The organism is Clostridium sp. CF012 (genome assembly GCF_018861755.1).
Classification (GTDB): domain Bacteria; phylum Bacillota; class Clostridia; order Clostridiales; family Clostridiaceae; genus Clostridium_AD.
Genome location: NZ_JAHLEF010000010.1, coordinates 26,006 through 47,896, shown reverse-complemented (window position 1 = coordinate 47,896; position 21,891 = coordinate 26,006). Strand labels below are relative to the sequence as shown.

The following is a 21,891-nucleotide window of genomic DNA, read 5'->3' as shown; positions in this document are numbered from 1 at the left end:
GATATAACATCATAAGAATAACCTTATGTCATTATACCCCTGTATTTTTACCTGTGAGTTTCTACTTTAATAGTATTGCCCCTACGGTGCCAATAATTGGACTTTCCAGAGTTCCATCAAATATCGATATATTTGCCTGAAAGTTTCTGTAAAAAGCTGACAACTCTTTACATTTCTCCTTTGGCTATCTCTGAATAGATATCTCTCGATATTATCATCTGCGTAATATATAATTATATTGTATAGTACTTTAATTCAATTGTACTACATTAATTAAACGGTTTCAATAGATTGATTGAAAATATATAATTTTCTTTATATTGATTGTTATATTCTTTCACGTTTCACTGTACAGAATTTTGCGATATAATTCGATTAAATACATTAGTGCATAATGTTCAATAAACTTAATTCAAGGGGGAACTGCCTCTATCTATCATGGAATTCTAAGCTTTAATTATGAGCTATATTGTTACAGAAAATAATCCTGATTCCTTGTATGAATTTACTGATTATGATCTAGATAATATAAATAAGCTTGCCTCTGAAAAGTATTCTACTTGGGAATAGATTTTTGGTCATTCTCCAAAATATAATATAATTTGTATGTTTTAAAAAATCTATATACAAATATTACATCTTTAGACTATAAACCCAATAAAACAACTATTTTCTTCTTAAAGTATTATATGTATAATAAAACTTGTTGACTAAATTTAAATTTCCTATTAAAATAATATAGAAATATTAAAATATATATTTATGGATGATAATTATTGGAGATATCCACATTGGATAACCGTAGAAGAAAGAAATAAAACTATGCTTTAGATTTATTTTGAAACTTTCAGGTATTAGGTATATAATAATCAACAGACTAGTACAGACTAGCTATTGTTATTAAATACTTTGTACAATAATTTGACATACCCCTGGAGAGACTACTTAAATGTGGCATCAACGGAGCAACTTAGATGATTATCTAAGGAAACTTTCAGATAAAAGGACAGGGAGTAAAAAGGCATGTATTTTCGTTGCCCTTTTACTCCCTGTTTTTATATATTTTAATGACTTTTTTTGGAGAAAAGCCTATATACATACTAATTAATAATCTTCTGAAGTCTTTAATTAATACCAATTTTCTATTACTCCAAAGCTAACAAAAGAAAGGATGATTTATTCTGGAAACATCAAAAAAACTTAATTCAATCGATAATTCACCAAAAACTCTAAAAAAAGAAATCGGTTTACTCGAAGCCATTACCTTAGTTGTAGGTATGGTTATAGGTTCAGGAATATTCTTTAAACCTTCCATTGTCTTTAGAAATGCGGGGTCTCCAACCCTTGGAATACTTGCTTGGATCGCAGGTGGTATTATAACTATGGCCTCTGCTCTTACTATAGCTGAAATCGCAGCAGCTATTCCAAAAACTGGAGGTATATTTATATATCTCAAAGAGCTTTATGGAGAAAAAGCCGCATTTTTATTTGGTTGGGTACAAACTGTTGTTTATGTACCTGGAGCCGCTGCTGCCTTAGCAATAGTCCTGGCAACTCAAGCAACAAATTTTGTACCTATGAGTCCAATGCAACAAAAACTATTTGCAATTTTAATGTTGTTTGTTATTACAACTGCAAACGTTATATCAACAAAACTTGGTAGTAAAATTCAGTTCGTTGCAACTATTGCAAAACTAATCCCGATTTTTATTATCATTGCTTTAGGCCTTATAAAAGGAACTGCTCACAGTTTTTCTCTACCAGTAGGCACTACAGCAGCTGGCGCTGGGTTTGGAGCCGCTATGCTTGGAACACTTTGGGCTTATGATGGCTGGGTAGGTGTAGGTAATATAGCAGGTGAACTTAAAAATCCTAAAAAAGACATACCAAAATCCATAATTACTGGACTAGTCGTTATTATAATAGTTTACGTATTATTTAATTTAGCAATTATAAACATAATTCCTATAAAAGCTGTTATAAGTTCTAATAAGGTAGCCTCTGATGCTGCAATAATTTTATTCGGAAAATCCGGCTCATTATTTATCGCTGGAGGTATATTAATTTCAATCTTTGGAACATTAAATGGTTACCTAATGACAGGAGTTAGAATCCCTTTTGCCATGGCGCAGGACAAACTATTACCCTTTGATAAATTCATAGGAAAAGTTAATGAAAAATATCAAACTCCATTAAACGCTTTTGTTTTTGAGGTAGGACTTGCTTGTTTATATGTATTTAGTGGTTCTTTTGATACATTAACTAACCTTGTCACCTTCGTTTTATGGATTTTCTTCACAATGGCAGTAGCTGGTATCTTTATCTTAAGATCAAAACATAAAGATTTAGACAGACCTTATAAAGTACCATTATACCCAATAATTCCACTCATCGGAATTATCGGAGGTATATACATCCTAATAAGTACGCTTATGACTGATACTTCAAACGCACTTATAGGACTTGCAATAACACTAGTTGGATTGCCTGTATATTGGTATATTAAGAGAAAGAAATAAAAAAACAGAAAAGTATATATTATTACAATTGCAATTTACATAATATATACTTTTCTTAACGTTCTAATAGATTAATAAAATCAATAACGAAAGAAGCACAGAATAATCTCTGTGCCTCTTTCGTTATTATAATGTCTGTCAAATGTACGCTTAAAATATCAGCTTAATAGTAAGTATGAAATTTCTCCGAAGCGACTTGTAATAAGAAACGATAACACTATTAAATTTGATTTAGAAATTCTTCTTTTGCAAATATAAAATTCCCGTGAGCCTGCCAGGACGGCAGGCTAGCGAACCCGAAGCAGGACGCTGAGTGTGAGCGCTAGGGGATTTTATATTTGCAAAAGATTAGAATTTCTTAATCAAATTTCTAGTGTAGAGTTCTTTTACAAGGCGCGTAGGCGAACTTCTATACTCTATATCTCTTTTTCCAACATCTCTAATAACTCATCAAATCTTCTTATAGTATCCTCTAAAGGTTTTGGTGTAGACATATCCACCCCTGCTTTTTTAAGTATATTTATTGGATAGTCACTTCCACCACTTTTTAAGAATTCTTTATATCTTTCTACAGCAAGCCCGCCCTCTTCAACTATCATTTTACTAAAAGAATTAGCTGCTGCAAAACCTGTAGTATATTGATAAACATAAAAATCGTTGTAAAAATGAGGTATTCTCGACCATTCCATATCTATTCCTTCATCTACCACCATTTCTTCTCCAAAATACTTAACATTTAAATCATGATAAATTTTACATAAATCCTCAGGCGATAATGGATTTCCTCCTTCAATATTCTCATGAGTTATTTTTTCAAACTCTGCAAACATACATTGTCTAAATACTGTGGTTCTTATTCCTTCTAACTGCTGATTTATTAAAAATAATCTTTTCCTTTTGTCTGTCTCATTTTTAATCAAATAATCTATTAATAGACATTCATTAGTTATGGATGCCACTTCTGCGCAAAATAATACATACTCAGAATATATATATGGTTGGGTCTTTCTTGAATAATAAGAATGAATGGAGTGCCCCATTTCATGAGCAAGTGTAGACACATCATTCAATTGATAATTATAATTTAAAAGTACATATGGCATACTGTCATAGCAGCCCCAAGAATATGCCCCAGTTCGTTTACCCTTATTTTCAAATACGTCTACCCAGCCTTCACTAATTCCCTGTTTGAAAATATCTAAATATTCTTGCCCCAGTGGTTTAATACCCTCTAGTGCGATTTTAACAGCATCAGCATACTCAATATGATCTACTTCTACATCAACTATTGGCACATATAAATCATACATATGAATTTCATCTAGCCCTAGTAGTTTCTTTTTAAGGCTTACGTATTTATGAAGGGAGGATAAATTGTTATTTATAGTATCCACCACATTATGATAAACCTCTACCGGAATATTATTGGGCTTTAAAGAGCTTTCTAATGATGATGCATAATTTCTTGTTTTTGCATTAAATATAAAATTCTTTATTGAAGATGTTAAAGATGTTGTTAGTGTATTTTTAAATCCATTATAGGTTCCAAATAATGCATCGAAGGCATCTTTTCTTACTCTTCTATCCTTAGATTTTATAAAACTACTATAGTTCCCTTCTGTTAATTCTACCCCATTACCACTTTCATCTTTTATACTTGGAAATGTCATGTCTGCATTAGTAAGCATTCCAAATATATTTCCTGGTGCATTTAAACAATCGGAAACAGAGGCCAAAAGCTTTTCTCCCTCTGCACTTAAAATATGAGGCTTTTGATCTAAAATATCCTTCAAATAGAATTCATAGAGTTTAAGCTCTGGCAGTTTTCTAATCGCCTCGTCTACAGCTCCCTCTGGTAATGATAATAATTCAGGAACAAAAAATGCTGTGACGCTGGAAACTTCTGCGGAATATGCATCAATCTTATTTTTAAGAACTTGGAACTCAGCCTTTGCCGTATCCTCGTCCCCTCTTAAATGAGCATATACAAGCAACTTATCTAAGAGTTTTCCAATCTCTACATCGCTTTCTAAAAATGATAATAACTCTTCAGCCCTCCCTAATTTCCCTGAAAACATTTTCATTTCTGGGACCTTAGATTTTAATATTGTAAAATCTTCTTCCCAGGCCACAGCAGTGGCATACATCTTATCAACTTTCCACTTATACGTACTATTGATTTCATCTCGTGTCTTAAGCTTTTTAACTTCACTCACTAAATTTTCCTTCTTTCATTTTATAATTTTGGAATCCTCTAAACTATATTAGTAGGTAACATATTATAACTATATTATCATATAACTTACAAGAATTCTACAAGCTAAAAAACCTCACAAAATGTGAGGTTTCTAATGGTATATTGAAATAAATAGGCTAGCATACTAACTTGTTATTTGTTTGTGTCTAACTATAATCTATACTACAACTACATCTTTGCACCCATTATGGATGGCTATATCCGCCAGTTTCTTCATAAGTTTATCATCAGGTGTATAACTGTTTATCCTTTCAAGTCGAACACCAATTTGCCTATATTTTATAAGTTTGTATCTTATATGCGGATTTAAGTTCGCAATGAGATGACTAATTTTATCTACATTATTAAAATTATCTAGAACTTCTGGAACAATAACTGTTCTAATTTCATAGATTTTATTTAACTTAGCTAAATATTTTACGTTTTCTATGACAGTGGCGTTTCCCATACCTGTAAGTTTCTTATGTTCCTCATTATTATAGGATTTTATATCTACCATTGCCATATCCATAACATCCACTAGCTCCTTATGTTCCCATAGTGGCACCGAACCATTAGTATCCACGAAACATGTTAAACCCATCTTTTTAACTTCCCTAAATAGATTTGTTAAAAACTCACTTTGTAGGGTACACTCGCCACCTGAGACAGTAATTCCAGAGATGAAAAGTTTATTCTTCTCTATCTCCTCCACAACTTCTTCTACAGTCATGCTTTGTGCTTTAGGGGAACTGTTTCTTTTGCAAATCTTTAAACATTCATCACATTTACTGCAGGCTGCTTTATCCCATACTACAGCAGAACCTTTAAATTGTAATGCATTATAGTGGCAAGCACTCACACATTCACCGCAACTATTACAAACATTTATAGTCTCTGGGTTGTGACAATAAGAGCAGTTAAAATTACATCCTTGAAAAAATATAGCAGTTCTATTCCCTGGTCCATCCACGGAGCTAAAGGGAATAATTCGATTAACTAGTCCCTTAATCATTTTTTCTTATCTTTCGATCTAATACCTTTTGATTCAAAACTGCTCCAAGTCCTAATGCTACTGTATCCTGTAACACCTGCTGTCCCTTTTGTAGCTTTTCAATTTCTGATCTTTTTACAAGATATCCCGTAATTCTTATTACATCACAATCTGTAGAATATGCTGAAAAATATCTCATTTGCTTTTTGAAAGCGCCTTTGATAATATCTAGCACATACTCCGGATTACTTTTAACTGTGCTATCAAAATTAAATATATCACCAATTCCTGAAGGAAAAAACTTATGGAATTTAGCCGCCTCTACTATATGTTGTGGAAGGTCCGGTTCATCTCCAATAGGAATTCTGCACCCTGGGCTTATTCCCATATCAGAATCAATACCCACTTGAGCATGTAATAAATATTTCCCTTTAGATATACTGCAATGAGGGTCATTATATTTATTAACCTCAGTTTCTAGCTTTTCAATAATCTTATACCCTAAATCATTAGCTATTTCGCCATGTCCAAATCTATTTTCGAGCTTATTAGAGTTTATAAAGTAATTTACACATTCAGCTAGTCCAAACATACCAAACATAGCCGTAAAGTTATCTTTATGGATTAATCCTTCTTTTACAAGGAAATTAGTTTCAAAGAACCCGCTTTCCTCTACTAAAAATCTAATTCTTTCCCGCATATACCCAGCCATTTTTTCTACTGCATCCGGTAATATCACATTTATAAATTCATCTTGATCTTTTGCTTTTTTAGAAAGGCCAGCTAAATTTAATCTAGATAAGGTATAACTTCCCCCACCTATCGTTAATCCATTATAACAACTAGCTATAGCGTAGTTGTTATCAAACTCCCTTGAAAACATCTCATGATTAGCAAAGCTTGGTTTTGCAGTTATTAGTGCAGTGTTAATTGCATCAATAGCAAACTCATCTGAGGTATCTTCTGTGCTGTATTTTAAAGTTAAGTTAGGAATCGCATTTTGTAGTTCTCTTTCTGCCCTTAATATTAATCTTCCTGCTTTAGTATCTTTTGGTCCTATATTTGCATGGCAAAATGAATCTGTTATAGTTCTATCTATATGTGTTAAAAATAATTTTATAGCATGAAAAGCTTCTTCTTCATTAAGCACAAAGGGTTCCAAAAGATAATCAATATTTCCTATATATACTGGGAATGAAGAAATTGATGGTACATGATTATATAATATTAATAAACTATTTGTAGCCTCCCAAATGTCTGAAGGTGGTGTCAGTCCTAAAAACTCACTTCCATTTTTCATGAATTTCTCGTAATTAGGTACTATATACCTAGGCCTATAAGGTGCATGTCCTTCAAAAAGGTCACAGATTATTCCCTCATCACGAAGTTTCTGAGTATCTTCTTTAATATTTAAAACATCTATACTATCTTCTGCCGCTCGTGCAAGTGTTAGTACCTTTTGCTCATAAGTTAGGGTCCCATTTTTAATAATTTCTAAAATGTTGTCCATTATAACACCACTCCATTTAAATTATTTTAACCACATTTCAGAAGGATAGCCAAATCATTTAATCTAGCAGGTGAAATTACCCCTACAAAAATAATCTTAAGCCTGAGTCAAGATTTCCTTCTGGAGTGGTTAAATTTCAGCACCGTAGGTGATGATTTAACCACATTTTCAAATGGGTTTTTTAACATACAAATATGTGCATTTATTATATGCTGTTAATGATATTTTATATCGGAACCTGTATTTTTGCAAAGTTTTTCTATGTTAATCCATAAGAATTATTTTACAAGTATAATTATGCTTATATATCGTTATTTTAATGGTAGATACATTGATAATAAATAATGATATATTACAAGAATTATTGTAATATATGTTATTATTAGTATATAAACAAACTATAAAAACTAATAAGAATGGAGGAATATATCAGTGATAGAAACGACTCGTCTTTATATAATTGATGCAATAGAATCGGATATTGAAACTATTATTAATTTGGAAAATAATAAGGATAATCGCAATTTCATATGGGTTGGTACATATGAGGAGCATAAAGCTGAAATTGAGGATAAAAACCATTTACTTTTTGTATTTAGAAAAAAGGAAGATAATTTAATTGTTGGGTTTGCATTAATTAGATTAGATTTTAAATCTGAAGTTTTTGAATTACGAAGAATTGCTATTTCTAATAAAGGAATAGGATATGGCAAGGAAGTTATGTCTGCATTATTAAAATATGCATTTGAAGAAATAAATGTTAATCGTTTTTGGTTAGATGTATACCCTGATAATATCATAGGAATTAAACTTTATGAAGGACTTGGAATGCACCGTGATGGAATTCTAAGGCAGAACTATAAATCTGAAAGAGGTTACTTGGATCAAATCATATATTCTAGGCTAAAAAATGAATATTTTGAATAAGCCTACCAGGACGCTATTTAAAATAATAGTTAAGTATAGAATTTCCCCGAAGTGACTTGAAATAAGAAGCTCTAAACTTTTGAAATTCTTGATGGAATTTTCAGTTTAGAGCTCTTATTTCAGGCACATCGGGGAAATTTCTTACTTTGATGCTTTATTAGCCAAGTTTAGCGAGTTCTACAGCTATTTGCGCTCCAACTTTAGCATTATTATATACTAATTCAATATTTGAATCGAGACTTGCTCCACCAGTAATCTCTTTAACTTTTCCAAGTAAGAATGGTGTACTTTCTTTTCCTTTAATTCCTTTTTCCTTTAACTCTTTTAATGCACTAGTTATAGCATTTGTTATAGCATCATAATCCATCTCATACTGCTCTGGAATTGGATTAGCTATAATCATGCCTCCATTTAGTCCTAAATCCCATTTTGCTTTTAAAGCTGCCGCAACTATCTCCGCTGAATCTACACGGTAATCTACGCCAAAACCACTCTTCCTAGTATAGAAAGCGGGAAGTTCATCTGTACCAAAGCCAACTACTGGAACACCTTGAGTTTCTAGATATTCTAAAGTGAGTCCTATATCTAGTATGGATTTTGCTCCTGCACAAATTACAGCTACATTAGTATGTGCGAGTTCCTGAAGATCTGCTGAAATATCAAAAGTTTCTTGAGCTCCTCTATGAACTCCACCAATGCCACCTGTAGCAAAAACCTTAACCCCTGCAAGTGCAGCAATTATCATTGTAGTTGCTACCGTACTTGCTCCATTTGCCTTATTTGCTATTATAAATGGAATATCTCGTCTACTTGTTTTTATTATATTCTCACCATTTCCAAGTATTTCTATTTCTTCTCTAGTTAAACCAAGCTTTAACCTTCCATTAATAATTGCTGTAGTTGCGGGTATAGCTCCATTTTCTCTTATTATTTCTTCTACCTTGAGTGCTGTCTCAACATTTCTTGGATATGGCATACCATGAGATATAATAGTAGATTCTAAAGCCACCACTGCGCGTCCTTCCTTTAATGCCTTTGCAACCTCTGGTTTAATATCTAAATAATTCATTAACATAATTTAATCTCCTTCATCTTCTTATTTATATTTTCTACGGACATGTTAGGGTTAATAGTATTTTCATGTGATAATGCGAGTATTCCAGCGCTCATACAAAAGCGCGCACTATAGTCTATTCCAAAATCATTAAAATGACTATACGCTAGAGCTGCCAAGCAAGCATCGCCTGCCCCTGTTGCATTAATTATCTTCACCTTCGGGCTTATTATATGATTGGAACTAACGCCATCATCATAATACATACCCTCTTCTCCTAGGCTTATAAACACTCTTTTAACACCTTTTTCTAAGAAATACTTTGCTGCATTTTTTAAATCGTTTTCATTGTTTATTTTAATGCCTGACAATATTTCAGCCTCAAGCTTATTTGGTTTGATAGTGTGGAAACAACCAATGAAATCCTTTACCTTTTTTGCCTTAGTTGTAGATACTGTATCCAAGAAAAAATCTACTTCCCTATAATTAGTTAAAATATATTCAATAGTTTCCTCAGGAATGTTTGTATCAATAATGCAAAGCTTTGAATTTTCTATTGTATTCTTCTTATTTTTAATAAAATCCACACTAACCTTATCAATAATATCCATATAGGCTATAGCTACCATCATGTCACCAGTACCATCTAGTATTGATAAATAGGTGGAAGTAGCATGTTCACTTAAAACGAGGGTGTCTTCCATATTAAGGTTAATCTTTCTTGACTCTTCCAATATTTTTCTTCCATATACATCATCACCTACTGCACTAATAAGCTTAGTTTCTATGCCTAATTTCACTAGGTTTTCACCAATATTTCTTCCTACACCGCCAAATGAAATTTTTACTTCTCCAGGGTTAGAATCCTTTAATATTAAATCATTATTCGGAAAGCCCTGAATATCAACATTAGTTCCACCAACAATACTTATATATGGTTGTTCACGTAAGATGTAACCTTTACCTACTACATATCCTTTTTTTAGTAAATTGCTAATATGAACTGCCACTGAAGACCTTGTTATTCCTAAGTAATCAGCTAGTTCTTTTTGAGAAATCATAGGATTGCTTCTAATTAACTCTAAAATTTCTTGCTCTCTATTTGTCATAACCCTCTCCTTAATATTTGTTTAGTAGATAAACATTAGCTTATTTATATTCTAGCATATATGATTTTGTTTCTCAAGTAAATTCTTTTAATTTTTATAAAATAAAATAAGCAGGGACAGTTAACAATTAATTGTTAACTGTCCCTGCTTATTTTGATTATTTCAAAGACGCATTAAGCCATTTTATTACATCTATAATTACTTCTTCTTTATTAATCTCATTAAGCATCTCGTGTCTTCCATCTTTATAAAGCTTATAAGTTAAATTCATCATTCCATGTTCACTATAAGTCTTAACCAATCTTAGAACACCCTTGCCATTCTTTCCTACGGGATCTTTATCGCCTGAGAAAATATAAACAGGTAGCCCTTTAGGAATATTTCTAATTTCCTTTGGGTCAGCTATACTCTTAAGCCCACCTAGAAAGTCATAGAAAAATCCTGCTGTAAAAACAGTTCCACAAAATGGGTCATCTATATATTTATCTACTTGTTTGTTATCCCTACTTAACCAATCAAATGCTGTTCTATTTGGTTTAAAAGAATTATTATAACTTCCAAAAGATAATTTATCTAATTTATTACTTTTGCCAACTCTTCCAATTTTCTTAATCTCGCCCTTTGCTATCAGCCTTGCTATATCTATAGTAATTCCCTGCTTGCCACAAGAACCTGAAATAATTGCACCCTTTAATTCACTTCCATATAAACAAATATATCTTTGTGTTAGGAAAGATCCCATACTATGTCCAAATAAAAATATAGGTAATTTTTCATTTTCTAGTTTAATTCTTTCATTTAGTTGATGCATATTTTCAACCATTGAATTAAATCCGTCTTCACCTAAGTCTCCTAGTTTTTCCACCTGGCCTGCGGTTTTTCCATGGCCTCTATGGTCATTAGCATAAACAATAAATCCTTCATTTGTTAAAGCCTTCGCAAAACCCTCGTACCTAGCAGCTGTTTCTGCCATTCCATGGGCTATTTGAACTATCCCTTTAACTTGTATCTCCCCACCTGGTATCCATTTGTAAACGAATATCTCTAAGTTACCTTTGTCCACAATCTTAAAATTTTCCACTTTCATAACCCCAGCCCCCTATTTATATTATATATATCAATACACTCAAAAACCTTACTTTTAGGTATATCACCTTTAGTCCTAACAGGCAACCTCTCCATTATGGCGCCTTTTATTTTTACAGTGGAAGTCTTCATACTTTTTATTTTTAGCAAGGAAAAATTCAGACACAAAAAACCACACTTAATAAATCTGTAATTAAACAGTTATATTAGTGTGGCTTCATTTCTCTTAGCCATATTTCATATTTACTCTCAATAAAATTATATCACTAAACTATACATTTGCAAAGCAATATTATTTAAATTCTAAAATTAATATTACACTAAGTATATATTAAAACATGCCTTCCCTTATTTTTCCAGTATTTTGTATTCTACCTCTATATATTTATCTTCATCGTAAAATTTTTCTGTTTCCCCATAAATCCTTGTATTTGTTTGCACAGCATTTTCAGCAATATATTTTCCAGTATTTATAGTTGCAGTAATAGTAGTATCTGCTACAACCGCAGTTATTGCTGCTGTTATTTTTGCAGTTCTTCCCACCATTTTAGAGGCTAATGCACTATACTTCTTCGTGTTTACAGCTAATTTCTTCTTACCTGATCTTCCTGCTATAGCAGATATAACATTACCCGTCACCTCAATGCTATACTCCGCAGTATTTCCAACTATTTTCCCAGCACCATATATTATTTTTCCAACCATTGTCATCATCATCACCATACCTATATTAATTACTCTTATTATACCATATTATTGAAAAATTATTAGTTAATATATTGTATACACACTTATAATTAGGATGTACTATCTTAACTTTAATATGCTTAAATTACGGATGGCTAACGCCTAAAAGATTATTGTAATAATAAAGTCATAGGAAATTTCGACCCAGCAACTTTCAACAGAAAAGCAATTATCCTATTGGAATTAAATTTAGATATTTTTTCTTAGATTATGCTAACAAAAGTATATATTGAGCAGAATGCATTCGAACAAGCTTTAGTAATTCACAATTTATTTTATTTGCAGGTGCGTAAAGAAAAATGTATGTTTGAGCGATAGTGAGTTTACATTTTTTAGCATCTGCAAGTAAAATAAATTTTAGAATTACTTAGCGATGTGAGAGCCTTCCAGCAATATATACTTGACCTTATAGCATAATCTGAGAAAAAACACTTAATCAACTTTCTTGTTTAGAGCTTATTTGCAAGGCACGCAGGAGAAATTTCTGATCCCTCTTTTAGTATTGTGTATTTCTTACATTGTTAAGTGCATTATATACACCTATAGCTAATTGTTCCATTGTTGTATTGTCCTTTGGTTTAAATTCATTGTTTACTATTTGTATAAAGCCAAACGACTCTGCAATAGCAATATATCCTAAATTACCCTTACTTATTTTAGCTGCATCTTTATAATTAGTTTTAAACAATTCACTGTGCTCTGCCAGTTTGCTATAATTAGTATATTTAACTAAGGTTTTAGCCAGCTCCTCTCTAGTAACTAATTTATCTCCTATAAATTTACCCTCTAAGTTTTCCATAATTCCATAGGATACAGCCATCTGAAGGTATTTATAGTTTACATCAGATTTTGCAATATTTGAAAATTTTAAATCTGCAGTTTTTTCTGCCATATATGGTGTATACCCTCTTGCATTTACTAACATTTTAATTAAGTCAATTTGGGTGACTTTTTTATCTAATTTAAAATCGACAGTTTCTATTAATCCCTTAGATGCCAAAATGCTTAATTCTTTTTCTGCCTTACTACCTTTGATTTTCTCTTTAAACAATTCTATATTTTGATCAATATTTTCTCCATTATAATTTACAAATTTACCAGTAAGAGCATCAATACTTGAATACTCATAAATCCCACTTGCATCACTTAGTTTATAAGCGAGTTTCATTTCTAATTCTGGTTTTTCTGGGTTATTGCTTTTATTTATTTGAGTATAAACCAATACCGGTTTATATTTATTAAACATTAACTCGCTTGCATTTTCAACACTTATAGCCTTTTTTGCATCCGGGAATTTAATGTTTTTATCCCAATTACAATTCAAACTATTCATTTCGCCATTTACAGCGCTGAAACCAACGTTTATACTATTTTCATTATATTCTATTCCATTTTCTAATCTTGTAAAGTTGAAATAATAATTTCTTTCACCCATTTTATCTGAATCATTATAATTATAGTGAAGTTGCTCTGTTTTAATCTGTTTAACTTTGCCAGGGTAATACTTTGCAACTGCTTCTACTGCCTTTGCATATGCCTCTTCCCAAGATAATTTAGCAACGAATTTTTCAGTCATAGCATAATCCTCATTAGAATATTTATAACAACTTACTATTTCTCCAGTTAATGCATCTATTGATACATTTCCACTTTCGTTGTATTTTCCTGCAACTCCTTTATTAAAGGATGCATTCCAAGTTTTATTACTTGAACTGCCAATGTTTTCAGCATATTCTTGATATCCTAACCCTTGAATTACATAACCCTCACCATAAATCTTATTTATGAAACCTTTTATTATAGTTCCTGCTTCCTTTTCTTCTATTGCCTTTTCTCTATCTTTTACCACCTCTTCCCTATTATAAAATAGAACTTTTTCTTTTTCATTTAAATCTTTTATTACAGGGCTGTTTACAGTATTTAGCGGGTCAATAAATTTTCCATCTTTAGCATCTAGCATATTTCCTTTACTAAATTCTGAAACATATATCAATTTTACATCTCTTTTATTTTCATAATACCTGTAATTCTGTGTAAAACCCATATATTTCAAAGTCATTTTTGCTTCAGTTTTAAACGCTTCAATTGCAGTTTTAGAATTTACAATTCCTTTAATTTCTGGAAATTTTAAATCTGAATTCCAATTATTATAATAAGAGACTACCTTTCCAGATACTCCATCAACTTCTATATTAATATTATTGCCATCAAATTCTATGCCATTAACTTTACTTACATAGGTAAAATTATAATTAGCTAACCCATAATTTCCCGAATTATTATAATCTTTTTTGTTAAATTCATTGTATTTTTTAGGTTGAATTTTTTTAGCAAAATCATCACTAACTTTTTCTGCTTGCTTAGCTGTTATTGTTGGTACTGTATTTTCTTCATTTACAATACGTTCGTAATTATTTGCTTGAATAACTTCACCAGTTTCTGCATTTAAGGTAACACTAATGCTTATAGTTTTTGTCATATTATTCATTTGCCAATTAATATTCCAGGAGCTACTCTGCTTCCCATTGTAATTTGATGTATTAAAGTTACATGTTTGTGTGAATTTGCTCTCATCTATTACTGTATTAAAATAAGTTTTCATTACTCCCTTTGCAATTTCTTTTGCTTTTTCCTTTTTTATTTCAGCACTCTTTTCAGCTTCACTATTTGTTGTAATTGCCACCTTTGTAGTTGTGTTTGTAGTTATAATTGGTGTAACTTGCGTTGGAGCATTTGTCATGGTTTTTGCAAAAGTTGAAGTTGTACTAGTAACAGTTAATGCTGATGCTAATAGTATTGAAAACATCTTTTTCCTATTCATGATAATTCCTACCTTTCAATATATTATTTTATTGTTTCATATAAAACTTATCTTTTGTTGAAAAGGATGCTTTGTATATTTTTAATCTTATTACCATTATATATATTATAGACGATTACTAATTATATTTAGTTACATATAAATTACATTTTTTCTAATTTTTATAAAATATATTTTTCACTATGATTTGAAACTTTATAAATCTTTTAAGGTATTGTATAATGAGTAATGTTATAGAAAAAAAGGCATGGGAGTGAAAATATATGACAAAAACTATTTTTAAAGGCAGTGCAATGCTAAATCCTGTTCCTGTAGTATTAATTACCTCAAAAAATAAAGAGGGCAGCATAAATGTTTTTACAGTAGCTTGGATAGGAACAGCTTGTACTAAGCCGCCAATGATAACTGTAGCTATAAGGCCTGAAAGGCTTTCCTACGAATATATAAAAGAAAGTGGTGACTTTGTAGTAAATTTACCTAATTGTAAACTGGTTAGACAAGTGGATTTTTGTGGGGTACGTTCAGGAAGACAAATAGATAAAATTCTCGAGATGAACTTCACTACGGAAAACAGCAAGGATGTCGTAGCTCCTTTAATCTCTGAATGCCCAATATCTCTAGAGTGCAAAGTTAAAAGCATTACTCCTTTAGGTACTCACCATTTAGTTTTAGCTGAAATTGTGAATACTCATGTAGATAGTAGCTTAATAGATTTTAATGGAAAAATTCATTTTGAAAATGCAGATCTTATTACTTATTCGCATGGTGAATATTTTAGTGTCAATTCTAAACCTCTAGGCAAATTTGGTTATTCAGTTCAGAAAAAAATCAAAAGTGAACCACCTTCAAAAAACAAATTTAAAAAGAAAAAGAAAGCCTGATTTTTCGTCAGGCTTTCTTTTTCTTTTTATTTCTTTTATATTTATTTTTTTAATATTGGCATATTTTCAACGTTCTTAGTCATTTTTAACATTTCAGCAATAGCTGATATGCTACCTAAACTTGACAATGTTTCAAGTGGAAGTATAAGTTTATTTGCTGGATTCTTAGACATTTCCTTAAGAGCCTCAATTTGTTTTAATGCTATTACTGTTTCGTTTGTACCAGATTCTATAATAGCTGAATTTATTCTTCTAATAGCATCTGCTTCTGCTATTGCAATTTCTGATATTGCTTTAGCCTTACCTTCTGCTTCAAGAAGTTGAGATTCTTTCATTCCTTCTGCACGTCTAATATTTGCTTCCTTTTCAGCCTCAGCATTTAATATTTGAGCTTGTTTATGTCCTTCTGCTCTTTCAATTTGACTTTGTTTTTCACCTTCTGCTGTAAGGATAAATGCTCTCTTATCTCTCTCTGCTCTCATTTGTTTTTCCATTGCCTGTTGAATTTCAGATGGTGGAATTATATTTTTAATTTCAACAGACAATATTTTTATTCCATAAGCATCTGTGATTTCGTCAATTATTTCAAGTAGTTTCAAATTTATTCTATCTCTTCCTGATAATACCTCATCTAAAGTCATGTCTCCCACAATATTTCTCATGTTAGTTATTGTAGAATACACAATACCTGATTTATAATCCTCAATATTGTACACTGCGTCTCTTGAGTTAACAACCTTATAAAATATAACATTATCAATTGAAATATTTACATTATCCTTAGTTATAACATTCTGTGGTTGTATGTCTAATATTTGTTGCTTAGTAGAAATCCTTCTACGAACAAAATCTGCAAATACAATTGTTAAATGCCAACCTGGCTCTAGTATCCTATGAAACTGACCAAACCTTTCTACCAAACACACGGATCCAGTATTAACAATTTTAATAGATGATAAAATCGCAATAACTACTACTAATAATAAAAATATACCTATAAATGCTCCAACATTCATTACAAATTCCTCCTTAAATTTTAATACAACTTATACTTTGGCTATTAATAATTTATTTCCTTCTATTCCAATCACTTGAACAAGGTCGCCTTTCATTAAAGGTTTCCCTACATTTTTTACTGTCCAATATATCCCTTGGAATTTAATATTTGCTTTTACATCTATATCTTTTGTTATTGTAAATTCAGTTCCTATATACGCTTCTTCCATAGTTAGTGTTTTGCTTACAGTTTTCTTTATGGTTTTCTTGACTATAGGATATCCAATAATCATTGCCACTGCACTAACTGCTACAAAAACAATGGCTTGAACAACATCTGTTGCATTAAACGCTAAAGCAATTATTGCTGCAATTGCACCTAGAGCAAACCATATGAACATAAAACTACTTGTTACAATATCAATAGCTAGTGCCCCCAATGCTACAATCACCCAAAATATCATCGGCTTCCATTCCATGTTGTACCCCCCTTTCGAATATTAATTAACATGATAAATTTTTCAATATTAGGATATTTCTAGTCCTCATTTAATTATATCCCTCTTTTGTATTTAATGACACCATTTTTTTCTGATACTCCCACATCTAAAGGCATAGGCTCTTAAATACATTAACTTCTCTTCTACTGTAATAATATTACACTAAAACATTATGTGGTATAAATATTATTATATAGTATTTCTTATTCTTAATAAAGTTTTGTTTAGCATATTATCCGTTATAATATACCTTTTTATAGCCTTTGCATAGCTTTACCTCATGTTTGCTTACCTTATCTAATTAATTCAACGTTTCAATTAAATATCATAATAATTCGATAATTAACACCTAAATAGCTGGGGACGGTTAACAACTATTTGAACTATTCTACAATTTAGATGCGTAAATAGTAGGGACGGTTAACAATTATTTACGCTAAGGAGAAATAATTGTTAACCGTCCCTACTATTAAAACTAAGATAATGATATAATTTTAATGAACATTGGTTATATAAAGTCAATTTTACAAATACTATATTTGAAGAATTAAAGAAAGGTAGTGATTCACTTGGATACTTCTTTTATTAAGGTCTCTGCTGCTTGTCCAATTGTAAATGTGGCAGATATAGAATTTAACTTAATTAACATAAAAAGTTGCATTGAAGATGCTTTAAAAGAAAAATCAAAATTCATAGTTTTCCCAGAACTTTGCATAACAGCTTATACCTGTGCAGATTTATTTTTACAACAGGAGCTACTTAAAAAAGCTGAAGGTGCAATAGAATCTCTATGCGAATTTTCTAAAAACAAAGATATACTAATTGCTGTAGGATCTCCACTGCATTTTAATAATTGTCTATACAATTGTGCTTATGTAATCTTTAAGGGGAATGTTTTAGGAATAGTACCAAAAAGCTATATTCCAAATTACTCTGAGTTTTACGAAAAAAGATGGTTTACTGAGGGCCTTGGAATTATAAACAAAACTGTAGATTTTTCTTTTAAAAAAGGTATCCCCTTTGGAACAAATTTATTGTTCACCTGCAATAATATTAAGATTGGTTTTGAAATTTGTGAGGATCTCTGGGTAACTATTCCTCCAAGCAGCTATTTAGCACTTCAAGGAGCAAATATAATTGCTAATTTATCGGCATCTAATGAATTAGTTAGCAAAGCTGATTACAGAAAATCCTTAATTTCATCTCAGAGCGCACGATGTATGTGTTCTTATTTATATGCATCCTCTGGTGTTTTTGAGTCCTCCACAGATTTACTTTTCAGCGGCCATCTTTTAATTAGCGAAAATGGCTTATTATTAAAAGAAAATAATAGATTTCAAAGAGAAAATGAAATTATCACTTCCATTATTGATATAGATAAGTTAAATAGTGAAAGATTAAAAAATATCAGTTTTAGAAATAGTACTTCTATATGTCCTTTTGACGTATGCGAAATTCCTTTTCAATTTTCAAGCACAGAATATGGGATTTTTGATAGAAATATAGATAAACATCCTTTTGTTCCTTCTAATCAATACCTACGAGAAGTACGTTGCAGGGAAATATTTAATATTCAATCCTCGGCTCTTGCTAAAAGATTCTCTTATACTGGGCTTAAAAAAGCAATAGTTGGAATTTCTGGGGGCCTTGATTCAACCCTCGCACTACTCGTTATAGTTAAAACCTTTGATATGTTAAAACTGCCAAGAAAAAATATTATTACTATCACAATGCCTGGTTTTGGAACTACAGATAGAACCTATATGAATGCCATAAACCTATGTAAAGATTTAGGTACAGAGCTTAGAGAAATTAATATAGTAGATGCTTGTTTGCAACATTTCAAAGACATAAATCATCCAATAGAAAAACATGATGTAACTTATGAAAATGTTCAAGCAAGAGAAAGAACTCAAATTCTTATGGATGTTGCTAATAAAGACGGTGGGCTATTAATAGGAACAGGAGATTTATCTGAACTGGCCTTAGGTTGGTGCACATATAATGGAGACCATATGTCTATGTACTCTGTAAACTGCTCAATTCCTAAGACACTGGTTCGATATTTAGTTAAGTATGTAGCGGATAAAGAAGCCTCAAAGGAAGCTACAGATATACTTTTAGATATCCTTGACACCCCTGTAAGTCCAGAGCTTCTACCCAAAGATGCGAATGGTAAAATTACTCAAAAGACTGAAGACATAGTAGGACCCTATGAACTACATGACTTTTTCCTTTACTATTTTATGAAACAAGGAGCTTCTCCTAGTAAAATATTATTTTTAGCTAAAGAGGCTTTTAAAGCTGATTATAGCGAAGAGGAAATCATCAAATGGTTAGATAAATTTATAAAAAGATTTTTTACTCAACAATTTAAACGTTCAGCCTTGCCAGATGGCCCCAAAGTAGGAACTATAAGTGTATCTCCAAGAGGAGATCTTAGAATGCCATCTGATGCTAGTTTTAATTCCTTTCTTTAGAAATAATAAAATATATGTTGTATTGTGTAAGTGGCTTTAAGCGCTCCTTACTAGTCTTGCAAACGAATGTCTTTACACACACCAAAAAGATATATATTACGTATAATGCATTGAATTGAGCTTTAGAACTTCTTATCTTAATTAAAAATAAAATTAGTAGTTCTTAGCGACGTGACTGCATTAGTAGTAATATATACTTTTTTCTTTTTTTTATCTATAAATATCTACAATAAGTCCTGCAATTTCATCAATGGTATTAGCTATGTCAAGATTTTCTTTTTCTTGGCTGAGTAACATTTGCGTTAGTTCCTCTAGTTTGAGGTCTACAGTATCTACCGTTATAAAATATTGTGTTTGCCAAAAACTAATATCCTTTTTAACCTCGTACATATGTTTTAAAACAGAATCTAAATACTCTCTAATTAAATTTTTATAAGCTCGCACATCTGCGAAACATTTTGTAATACACAATCTATTTCCTTTCTTCTTTATGTCCTCCACCATGTCCTTTAATTGCTGCTCTGATTTTTGTTGCCTAGCAAAGCTAAAATTTTGAGAAAAATCTTTTTTACTAGATACAGTTTTCTTGTCTGAAGTAACGTTTGAATTTCTTCTAGATCTTGATATTTCCAATTTCTTCACCCCCTAGTCTATATAAATTAATTTCTCTAAATGTTTTCATATCCTTATATTCATTATATCGGGTTTTACAAAAAAAAATATACACAATAGAAAAATAATTCTCGCCATATAAGAATAACTCCATTTAAAACCAAATGTAAACTCTTTTACTTATAAATTTGCCAATATTTTTTTATATTAGTATAATAATATGGTAAATAATATACATTATAGATATAGGTTTTTGCTTTTAATGATGCTAGAACCAACATTTCTATCCATATAATAAAAAATTAGAATTTTTAGGAGTGAACAAATGAAAAGACTACTAAATATGTTTTGGACTTTCTTTAAAATAGGAGCTTTTACTTTTGGTGGAGGTTATGCCATGATACCACTCATTGAGATGGAAGTTGTAAATAAAAAAAAGTGGCTATCTAAAGAAGATTTCTTAGATATAATTGTTATTTCTCAGACCTTTCCTGGAGCCTTAGCCGTTAATAGTAGTATATTTATTGGCTATAGAATTAGCGGACTACTTGGGGCTATCATTGGACTACTAGGAGTGGTATTACCTTCATTTTTTATAATTTTATTAATTGCAGTTTTTTTTATGAAATTTAGGGATTATTATTATGTAGATCTGGTTTTCAAAGGTATTTCTGCTGCGGTACCAATGCTTATACTCATAGCCGTAGTAAGCTTATCTAAATCTTTAAAGAAAAACTATGCAAATCTTATAATAATTTTAGTTTCCATGGCAAGTATATTATTCTTAAATGTACATCCTGTTATAGTTATACTTTTATCTGGATTATACGGGGTTATATTTCTCGGAAAGAAGGTGGAGTAAATGTCTAATCTAATTCAAATTTTCTTATCCTTCTTAAAAATAGGTGCCTTTAGCTTTGGTGGAGGCTATGCAATGCTTCCACTTATCCAGAGAGAAATTGTAAATAGTCATAATTGGATTACTTATAAAGAGTTTATTGATATTATTGGTATATCACAAATGACTCCTGGCCCTATAGCAATAAATTCAGCTACTTTTGTAGGTTTTAAGGTTTCTGGTATACTAGGTAGTATTTCTGCAACCCTAGGTGTAGTTTCCTTTTCTTTTATCTTAGTTTCTATAGCTAATCACTATATTGTTAAATTTAAGGAATCCTACATAATGAAGGCTGCACTAGCAGGTATGAGACCTGCCCTAATTGGACTTATAATCTCTGTATTCCTATCTCTTGGAAAAGAATCTTATAGGGACATTAAAAGTGTAATAATTGGGATCATAATTTTGGGACTTCTGCTTACAAATAAACTTCATCCAATTTTAATAATAATTATTTCAGGGATATTAGGTATTGTGTTTTATGGTTTAATCCCCATGTAACTACTGCTAATCAATTCTCT

At 31.1% G+C, this 21,891-nt stretch carries 18 protein-coding genes and 2 riboswitches; of the genes, 6 read left to right on the top strand and 12 right to left on the bottom strand.

The genetic code is table 11. The annotated features are described in order from the left end of the window. Positions 1-29: 29 nt before the first annotated feature. Positions 30-119: riboswitch (glycine riboswitch) on the bottom strand. Positions 120-922: 803 nt separating this feature from the next. Further along, positions 923-1,020, top strand: a riboswitch (glycine riboswitch). A gap of 188 nt (positions 1,021-1,208) precedes the next feature. Next, positions 1,209-2,519, top strand: coding sequence for an amino acid permease (locus KPL50_RS11490; RefSeq protein WP_216298680.1), 1,311 nt, complete (start codon positions 1,209-1,211; stop codon positions 2,517-2,519). Between the two features lie 416 nt (positions 2,520-2,935). On the opposite strand, the gene pepF is transcribed toward KPL50_RS11490, so the two are convergent. The 3 genes from pepF to KPL50_RS11475 form a co-directional block, all read right to left on the bottom strand. Further along, positions 2,936-4,735 carry an oligoendopeptidase F gene (gene pepF, locus KPL50_RS11485; RefSeq protein ID WP_216298609.1) on the bottom strand — a complete coding sequence of 600 codons (1,800 nt, stop codon included), beginning with the start codon at positions 4,733-4,735 and terminating at the stop codon, positions 2,936-2,938. Between the two features lie 198 nt (positions 4,736-4,933). Continuing rightward, positions 4,934-5,770 (bottom strand): YjjW family glycine radical enzyme activase, encoded by an 837-nt coding sequence (locus tag KPL50_RS11480; protein WP_216298608.1) that lies wholly within the window; start codon positions 5,768-5,770, stop codon positions 4,934-4,936. Then, positions 5,763-7,259 carry a YjjI family glycine radical enzyme gene (locus tag KPL50_RS11475; RefSeq protein WP_216298607.1) on the bottom strand — a complete coding sequence of 499 codons (1,497 nt, stop codon included), beginning with the start codon at positions 7,257-7,259 and terminating at the stop codon, positions 5,763-5,765. The genes KPL50_RS11480 and KPL50_RS11475 overlap by 8 nt, the downstream gene beginning before the upstream one ends. Positions 7,260-7,691: 432 nt before the next feature. Between KPL50_RS11475 and KPL50_RS11470 the strand changes: the two genes are divergently transcribed. Beyond that, on the top strand, positions 7,692-8,186 hold the full coding sequence (locus KPL50_RS11470; protein WP_216298606.1) for a GNAT family N-acetyltransferase: 495 nt from the start codon (positions 7,692-7,694) through the stop codon (positions 8,184-8,186). Between the two features lie 157 nt (positions 8,187-8,343). On the opposite strand, the gene KPL50_RS11465 is transcribed toward KPL50_RS11470, so the two are convergent. The 6 genes from KPL50_RS11465 to KPL50_RS11440 form a co-directional block, all read right to left on the bottom strand. Beyond that, a complete protein-coding gene (locus KPL50_RS11465; protein ID WP_216298605.1) occupies positions 8,344-9,261 on the bottom strand; it encodes a pseudouridine-5'-phosphate glycosidase in 918 nt (305 codons plus the stop codon). Then, positions 9,255-10,349: a PfkB family carbohydrate kinase gene (locus tag KPL50_RS11460; RefSeq protein WP_216298604.1), complete on the bottom strand. Its 1,095-nt coding sequence runs from the start codon at positions 10,347-10,349 to the stop codon at positions 9,255-9,257. The genes KPL50_RS11465 and KPL50_RS11460 overlap by 7 nt, the downstream gene beginning before the upstream one ends. A gap of 157 nt (positions 10,350-10,506) precedes the next feature. Next, a complete protein-coding gene (locus tag KPL50_RS11455; protein ID WP_216298603.1) occupies positions 10,507-11,436 on the bottom strand; it encodes an alpha/beta hydrolase in 930 nt (309 codons plus the stop codon). After that, entirely contained in the window at positions 11,433-11,567 is a 135-nt protein-coding gene (locus KPL50_RS27910; RefSeq protein WP_375372919.1) for a DUF1667 domain-containing protein, read from the bottom strand. The genes KPL50_RS11455 and KPL50_RS27910 overlap by 4 nt, the downstream gene beginning before the upstream one ends. A gap of 216 nt (positions 11,568-11,783) precedes the next feature. Beyond that, a complete protein-coding gene (locus KPL50_RS11445; RefSeq protein WP_216298601.1) occupies positions 11,784-12,158 on the bottom strand; it encodes a hypothetical protein in 375 nt (124 codons plus the stop codon). A 520-nt stretch (positions 12,159-12,678) separates the two neighbouring features. After that, on the bottom strand, positions 12,679-15,003 hold the full coding sequence (locus tag KPL50_RS11440) for a YcdB/YcdC domain-containing protein (protein ID WP_216298600.1): 2,325 nt from the start codon (positions 15,001-15,003) through the stop codon (positions 12,679-12,681). Positions 15,004-15,266: 263 nt separating this feature from the next. Here KPL50_RS11440 and KPL50_RS11435 point away from each other — a divergent pair, with 263 nt between their 5' ends. Further along, positions 15,267-15,884 (top strand): flavin reductase family protein, encoded by a 618-nt coding sequence (locus KPL50_RS11435; RefSeq protein WP_216298599.1) that lies wholly within the window; start codon positions 15,267-15,269, stop codon positions 15,882-15,884. A 41-nt stretch (positions 15,885-15,925) separates the two neighbouring features. On the opposite strand, the gene KPL50_RS11430 is transcribed toward KPL50_RS11435, so the two are convergent. Both KPL50_RS11430 and KPL50_RS11425 read right to left on the bottom strand, forming a co-directional pair. Then, positions 15,926-16,900, bottom strand: a complete 975-nt coding sequence (locus tag KPL50_RS11430; protein WP_216298598.1) for an SPFH domain-containing protein — start codon at positions 16,898-16,900, stop codon at positions 15,926-15,928. A 30-nt stretch (positions 16,901-16,930) separates the two neighbouring features. Next, positions 16,931-17,359, bottom strand: coding sequence for an NfeD family protein (locus KPL50_RS11425; protein WP_216298597.1), 429 nt, complete (start codon positions 17,357-17,359; stop codon positions 16,931-16,933). Positions 17,360-17,949: 590 nt separating this feature from the next. On the opposite strand from KPL50_RS11425, the gene KPL50_RS11420 reads away from it, so the two are divergent. Next, complete coding sequence (locus KPL50_RS11420) at positions 17,950-19,860, top strand: NAD(+) synthase (protein ID WP_216298596.1); 1,911 nt, start codon at positions 17,950-17,952, stop codon at positions 19,858-19,860. 210 nt (positions 19,861-20,070) lie between these two features. Here the strand turns inward: KPL50_RS11420 and KPL50_RS11415 are convergent, their stop codons facing one another. Next, entirely contained in the window at positions 20,071-20,493 is a 423-nt protein-coding gene (locus KPL50_RS11415; RefSeq protein WP_216298595.1) for a YaaR family protein, read from the bottom strand. 304 nt (positions 20,494-20,797) lie between these two features. On the opposite strand from KPL50_RS11415, the gene KPL50_RS11410 reads away from it, so the two are divergent. Together KPL50_RS11410 and KPL50_RS11405 are read left to right on the top strand one after the other, a co-directional pair. Then, positions 20,798-21,334 (top strand): chromate transporter, encoded by a 537-nt coding sequence (locus KPL50_RS11410; protein ID WP_216298594.1) that lies wholly within the window; start codon positions 20,798-20,800, stop codon positions 21,332-21,334. Next, entirely contained in the window at positions 21,335-21,871 is a 537-nt protein-coding gene (locus KPL50_RS11405; protein ID WP_216298593.1) for a chromate transporter, read from the top strand. It abuts the gene before it with no gap. Positions 21,872-21,891 lie beyond the last annotated feature (20 nt).

Excerpts from the sequence above, each read along its gene's own strand:
- KPL50_RS11425 (WP_216298597.1), bottom strand. The coding sequence starts at position 17,359 with ATGGAATGGAAGCCGATGATATTTTGGGTGATTGTAGCATTGGGGGCA.
- KPL50_RS11430 (WP_216298598.1), bottom strand. The coding sequence starts at position 16,900 with ATGAATGTTGGAGCATTTATAGGTATATTTTTATTATTAGTAGTAGTT.
- KPL50_RS11475 (WP_216298607.1), bottom strand. The coding sequence starts at position 7,259 with ATGGACAACATTTTAGAAATTATTAAAAATGGGACCCTAACTTATGAG.
- KPL50_RS27910 (WP_375372919.1), bottom strand. The coding sequence starts at position 11,567 with ATGAAGACTTCCACTGTAAAAATAAAAGGCGCCATAATGGAGAGGTTG.
- KPL50_RS11435 (WP_216298599.1), top strand. The coding sequence starts at position 15,267 with ATGACAAAAACTATTTTTAAAGGCAGTGCAATGCTAAATCCTGTTCCT.
- KPL50_RS11480 (WP_216298608.1), bottom strand. The coding sequence starts at position 5,770 with ATGATTAAGGGACTAGTTAATCGAATTATTCCCTTTAGCTCCGTGGAT.
- KPL50_RS11465 (WP_216298605.1), bottom strand. The coding sequence starts at position 9,261 with ATGTTAATGAATTATTTAGATATTAAACCAGAGGTTGCAAAGGCATTA.
- KPL50_RS11445 (WP_216298601.1), bottom strand. The coding sequence starts at position 12,158 with ATGGTGATGATGATGACAATGGTTGGAAAAATAATATATGGTGCTGGG.
- KPL50_RS11440 (WP_216298600.1), bottom strand. The coding sequence starts at position 15,003 with ATGAATAGGAAAAAGATGTTTTCAATACTATTAGCATCAGCATTAACT.
- KPL50_RS11460 (WP_216298604.1), bottom strand. The coding sequence starts at position 10,349 with ATGACAAATAGAGAGCAAGAAATTTTAGAGTTAATTAGAAGCAATCCT.
- KPL50_RS11455 (WP_216298603.1), bottom strand. The coding sequence starts at position 11,436 with ATGAAAGTGGAAAATTTTAAGATTGTGGACAAAGGTAACTTAGAGATA.
- KPL50_RS11410 (WP_216298594.1), top strand. The coding sequence starts at position 20,798 with ATGAAAAGACTACTAAATATGTTTTGGACTTTCTTTAAAATAGGAGCT.
- KPL50_RS11405 (WP_216298593.1), top strand. The coding sequence starts at position 21,335 with ATGTCTAATCTAATTCAAATTTTCTTATCCTTCTTAAAAATAGGTGCC.